General features: G+C 45.9%; 6 protein-coding genes. All 6 read right to left on the bottom strand.

Annotation, left to right across the window (positions count from 1 at the left end; genetic code table 11):
* Nucleotides 1-23 precede the first annotated feature (23 nt).
* Nucleotides 24-395 carry a hypothetical protein gene (locus FVR03_RS23680; RefSeq protein WP_147924251.1) on the bottom strand — a complete coding sequence of 124 codons (372 nt, stop codon included), beginning with the start codon at nucleotides 393-395 and terminating at the stop codon, nucleotides 24-26.
* Nucleotides 396-481: 86 nt separating this feature from the next.
* Entirely contained in the window at nucleotides 482-901 is a 420-nt protein-coding gene (locus FVR03_RS23675) for an SMI1/KNR4 family protein (RefSeq protein WP_147924250.1), read from the bottom strand.
* Between the two features lie 92 nt (nucleotides 902-993).
* Nucleotides 994-1,680, bottom strand: a complete 687-nt coding sequence (locus FVR03_RS23670; RefSeq protein ID WP_147924249.1) for a LamG-like jellyroll fold domain-containing protein — start codon at nucleotides 1,678-1,680, stop codon at nucleotides 994-996.
* Nucleotides 1,681-1,913: 233 nt separating this feature from the next.
* Nucleotides 1,914-3,347 (bottom strand): glycoside hydrolase family 28 protein, encoded by a 1,434-nt coding sequence (locus FVR03_RS23665; RefSeq protein WP_222707307.1) that lies wholly within the window; start codon nucleotides 3,345-3,347, stop codon nucleotides 1,914-1,916.
* 267 nt (nucleotides 3,348-3,614) lie between these two features.
* The gene (locus tag FVR03_RS23660) at nucleotides 3,615-4,013 is read right to left on the bottom strand and encodes a VOC family protein (protein ID WP_147924248.1); all 399 of its coding nucleotides are present in this window, start codon (nucleotides 4,011-4,013) and stop codon (nucleotides 3,615-3,617) included.
* Between the two features lie 290 nt (nucleotides 4,014-4,303).
* Nucleotides 4,304-5,443: dienelactone hydrolase family protein (locus FVR03_RS23655; RefSeq protein WP_147924247.1), on the bottom strand; the 1,140-nt coding region annotated here is incomplete at its 5' end.

The raw sequence follows: 5,443 nt of genomic DNA, 5'->3' as shown, positions 1-5,443 counted from the left end.
TCTCCATAGTAACTGTGCTTAAGCTAAGTTAATAATTTTATAGCTTTGACACAGTTCCGTTTACAGTCTCCTTCGGAGTTTTTATTTTGATTTAAATTGTCAAACCAAAGCCCATAATAATAACTTTCATACGGCTCTGTACGAATCATCTTTCTTATTTTTTCTATTACATCTTCGGTGTTATCTCCAAAAGGCTTCATTTCTGGTCCCTTCAAACAGATTACATTATATTCCTTTAGAAGTAACTCTATGAGCTGTATGGTCTCTTCTAATTCAGATTGAGTAGGTTCTCCATTTGAGAAGCCAAAAATTGAACGGTATATGTCATTGAAAGGAATCCAATCAACATCCATATGGTTCAAACATTCTTCTATCGACTCTGCTGAATTTTTCATTAATTTCTATGCAGCACAACGGCTAGGCTAAAAAACGCTTTGGTGATTTTTAGCTGTTGTTAGCTTACGTTATTCTTTTTTGTCATTTAAACGTGTTCATCGATCCAGCATTTCTCAACCCACTCCAAAAAGTTAACCCATTTTTCATTTGATGTCCCATTGTGAGACCAAAACTTTATTTCATATTCAGGTGGAGTAGAGGTCAAGTCAAAACAAAAATAGTCGCCGTTATCTTCCAAAAAAGGCAGAAGGTGATTCGGTAATCCAGATTCTCTAGCTTCCTTCACAGAATTTATTAAGTCTGCATAGCTTCCATCTTCGAACAACTGGTATGGCTCAAAAGTACCGAAGAACAGGTTTGAATAATCAAGTTGGTATTTCACGTATGAAGGCGGAAACTTTACAACTAGTTTTTCTTCCGCATTTTTCACATCCATTGCGGTTGGTAAAGGTGGCGGGTTAGGAACGGGTTGGCTTAGATTTTTGAGTCTTTCTAAAATTTCCATTATAATTTGAAATGTAAGCTAACTAGCAGATATCAGTAATAATCCCTTAATCCTACGTTTATCTGCACTATGGATAATATTGTATCTATACCCTACGGCTCCAGTGGAGGCAGCGCCCACGGAATAAACCTGACCGTTTTAATAGCTCCTTTAAACCACGATACCTTGTTAATTCTGGTGCCGAGCGATACGTTTGCCTGCTCACTCATGGGTAAGAATGTAATAGTACCTGAGCCTTCTTCTACGCCGTTCACATAGCCTGTCATTTTTTTGTCCTTATAGGTCAGCGTCATAGTAGCCCATTGGTTTACAGGGTGCGTTTTGGTAGAATCTATGAGCACGAGTCGTTCGCTTTCTGTTTTCATGAAGAAGTCAGCGAACCATTCCTTTTTGTCGTTCAGCCGTAGCTCCATTAGTATGCGGCGGTCTAGGTTCACGGGGTCCTGGATGTGGAAAATACGTTGTTCCACATTTGCCGGGAAGGCATCGTAGGGGTTAAACACCATCTCTATGGTAAACTCTTCGGCACCAAAAATTGGGTTGGCCGTTAGCTGCAGACCATCGTCTTTGCCGTCAAACTCTACAGCTTTTTCTCCTCTTGCAACAGATATCAATGTTGGCTCCCCCAATACAGTTGCCTGATGTTTACCTACTGCCTCCAGCGACTCCAGCCACCATATCTCGATAGGACTTCTTGCGTCTGCTGCTTTTTTTCCGGTGCCACAACCGAGGCAGAGGAGCGCCAGTAACCAGAGTAACGTATGTGTGTGTTTCATCATAATCCGTATAAAGTAACTGTTGCTGCCTGAACTTTACGTCATGTTGTTCTGTAGAGGTAACGCCAAGGGCACTCCATCTGCCACTAGTTGTGTTGAACAAGAAGACGCTCGCAGGAGCTGCGCACACTGCGAGGTCTTTCGCAGTGCTTTTTCAAACTTTACAGCTGCTGCTCGGTTATCAGAAATCTTTGATTACTGAATAATTTCTGGTCCCCAAACTTCAAAGCCTTACATCAATTCGTCAGCTTTACCTGCTCACCGTTAATGGTTACATTCTCGAACTGCACATTTTTGATGTTGCTGAATTTGTAGGGCTCGTCTACTTTTTTGATGTTCACGTTGATCAGGCGCAGGTTCTCTACAGGAGACTGCGGATAGCCTTCGAGCAATACGCCAACTTTGCCGCCATTTTCTACGGTCATGTTGCGGACTTCAATGTTACGTACGGCTGGCACGTGAGCTCCAGAGTCTTCGTAGAACATGTTTACGCGCACCACCTGCTGGGCCACCTGTCCCACTTCTATGTTACGGAGGTACACATTTTCTACCGTACCGCCACGCATGGAACTGGTTTTTATCCGTAGAGCGCGGTCTAGTTCAGGGCTGCTCATTTTACAGTTCTCCGCAAAAATATTTCGTGCGCCACCCGAAATCTCACTACCGATCACCACACCACCGTGGCCGTTTTCCATGGCGCAGTTTTGGATCACGATGTTCTCGCTTGGCACGTTAATGCGGCGGCCATCGGCGTTGCGCCCCGATTTAATGGCAATGCAATCGTCGCCGGTGTTAAAGAAGCAGTCTTTTATCAGCACGTTTTTGCAGGACTCAGGATCGCAACCGTCGGAGTTTGGTCCCTGGCTTTCTACAGTTACCTTCTGAATGGTCACGTTATTGCAGAGCACCGGGTTCAGAATCCACATCGGGGAGTTGATAAAGGTAACGCCTTCAATTAAAATGTTCTCGCTCTTGTAAGGCTGCACAAACTGGGGACGCAGGTAAAAGCCTTCGCCAAAAACCCGGTCGCGCACCGGCACATCGTCTTCGCCCATCTGGAACAATACAGCACGTTTATCAGGGTCATTCTGGTTTGGAGTTCCTTCTTTCCAGCCATCGCGTTTGTTGCCTTTCCAGGGCCACCAGTTCGTTTCGTTTGCCTGGCCATCCAGCACACCTTCGCCGGTTATGGCAATGTTTTTTTCTTCGTATGCGTAGATCAGCGGCGAGTAGTTCATCAGTTCCACGCCTTCCCAACGGGTGTATACTACCGGCAGGTAATCTTTGGGGTTGGTAGAGAATAAAATAGTAGCCTCTTTTACCACGTGTAGGTTCACATTGCTTTTCAGGTAAATTGGGCCGGTTAAGTATTTGCCTGCTGGCACCACTACCCGACCACCACCAGCTTCGTTACAAGCGGCAATGGCTTTTTTAAATGCTTCGGACGCATTGGTGGTGCCATCGCCTACAGCACCGTAATCGGTTACGTTAAAATCTCTGTCAGCAAATGTAGGAGCTTTAATCTGGCCCAGAATATCTTCCAGCTCGTCCCACACATCAGCCTCCTGGTTTGCCTGGTCCTGCTGCTGGTTATCCTGGTTTCCACAACCTGCCGTTCCGAGTAGTGTGAGTAGCATAAGGCCAGCGACCCAGTATTTTTTTACATTCATCTTATCTTAATTTTAAGTTTACTATTCCTGATGCTGGTTCAGCATCAATTATTCTAATCAAAATGGCCTTCCGGAGGCACAAATGAGACATAAGCGTCAAGACCTGAGACGCAAGAAATATGGCCTACTATGGCGCAAATTTATCCGTTAATATTGCTCCTTCAATTCAACTTATGGCTCTCATGCGGCCAGAGGCATAAGAATAGAGGTTGTGAGCGAGGACGCTCGCGCCATAATCATCTCTAATTTTGAATTATAAGAAATGCTTCAGTTTTCCCGCTCTGTCAGCATGGTTGTACCGCGTTTGCAGAGTTGAATGGCTAGTCCCCAGGGGTCACGCATCATTACCAGGTGTGAACCGTCGTTTAGTTTGGTATCCGACACTTCGATGGCACCGGCTTCTTGCAAACGAGCCTTATCAGCAGCCGGGTCTTCCGATACAAACGCCAGGTGCACCAGCAGCGGGTCCATTTCGCGGTAAGGTGGCACCTGATCAGCGGGATTTCTATAAACTTCGATCATAATGCGGCCACTGTCATCGGCCAGAAAAGCCATAAAAGGAGCTTCTTTCACCTGCTTTACTACCTTCATGCCTAAGTGCTCGGCATACCAATCGACCATAGCCAACGGATCTTCCACATTAACCGCAAAGTGTTCTAGTTTCATACTTTATTTTTGAATGTGTGAATGAATGAGTGAATTCTTCTAATGAAAATGGCCTTCCAAAACGTTTTCAGGATTTTTTTCCCCAGGTTATTAGTTGCCAGACTTCTATTCTGAAGCTGCTACCCCAACTTCCTTCTGCGTATCGCAGGAGCTGCACACGGTGCCAGATCCTGCTGCTCTTTACTCTAACAACAATTTAACAATGCAGCCATTTACCTATAAACACCTAACAATTAGCAACCTGCAACTAAATTATTCTAATGAAATTGGCCTTCCAAAGCTTTTCCCGCTTATTTTAACCAATGCTCCAGCCAGGCAAAAGCATCGTTCTGCATCTGAAGTCCCATAGAATGCGGTACATCGTAGTAGTTGCATTTAAACTTTTCGGGAGCTTTCATTTTGGCATATATGATTGCCAGTTTTGTTTCGGCTGCCTGCATTCCTTCCAGGTTAAAAAGCTTATCTTGTTTGCAGTTCATTATCAGCAGCGGTTTGGTCGCGTTAAGCGAGGCCACATCGGGCAGGTCGAGGAACTTGTGCTGGCGGGGCACATACATCATCCAGGTGTGGCGGGTATCCTGTTTCAGCATGTGCTCAAAGGTGGTCGAAAAAGCAGCTACCACGCCTGCCTTTATTCTGTTATCGAGGCCAAACAAGTAGGTGCTCCGCAAGCCGCCCAGCGACAACCCGATGCAGCCAATCTTGTCTTTATCTACTTCGGGCCTGGAGAGCAGAAAATCGACAGCTACTCTATCGCCCTGTGCTATTATGCCGAGCCAGGTGGTGCCGGAGGCCAGTATGGTTTTGTTAAGTGGAATTTCGTGTGAGTTGGCAAACTTGTTATACGCCCTGATGCGCTCACTTTCATCTTCGTAGCTGCTGCTTAACAGGGCTTTGGTAAACTGTGGGCTCACGGTTTCCGGCTGCAACTTCTGCGACCCGAAATACATGGCATCCGGACTCAGCACCACGAAACCCCGTTTGGCCAGTTCATCAGCATAAAATTGGCCATCGTAGAGGTTCTGCACATACTCCACCAGCACAGGTGGCATATTATCGGTTAGCGTATGCTTTTCTTTCCCGAAAAAGTAAAAGCCACCATGGTCGTGCAGGGCAATAACAGCCGGAGCAGGCTTTTGCAGATTATCAGGTATGAGCAGGAAAGCTTCGGTTTTTTGCAGCGCGTTCAGGTTGTAGCGCACCAGGTATTGGGTGTAGCCATCGCGTTTGATAGTTTGCAGGATTTCGGATTGTAGCGGTGCTGGTTCCGGATTGAATGCCAGCAGCTCGTGCATTTTTGCTTTGGCCTCGCGTTGCCATTTTTTCTCGTTTTTCCAGTTTTTAGCCAGGTAACTCAGGCTGTTGTTGTCCTGAGCAGCATAAGAGCTAATAACTGGGTAGAAGTTGCCTATGTCGGAGGTTGCTTGCTG

It is taken from the genome of Pontibacter qinzhouensis (genome assembly GCF_008017455.1).
Lineage (GTDB): Bacteria > Bacteroidota > Bacteroidia > Cytophagales > Hymenobacteraceae > Pontibacter > Pontibacter qinzhouensis.
Note: the sequence above shows the minus strand (reverse complement) of the source record. Positions and strands in the feature narration are given on the sequence as shown.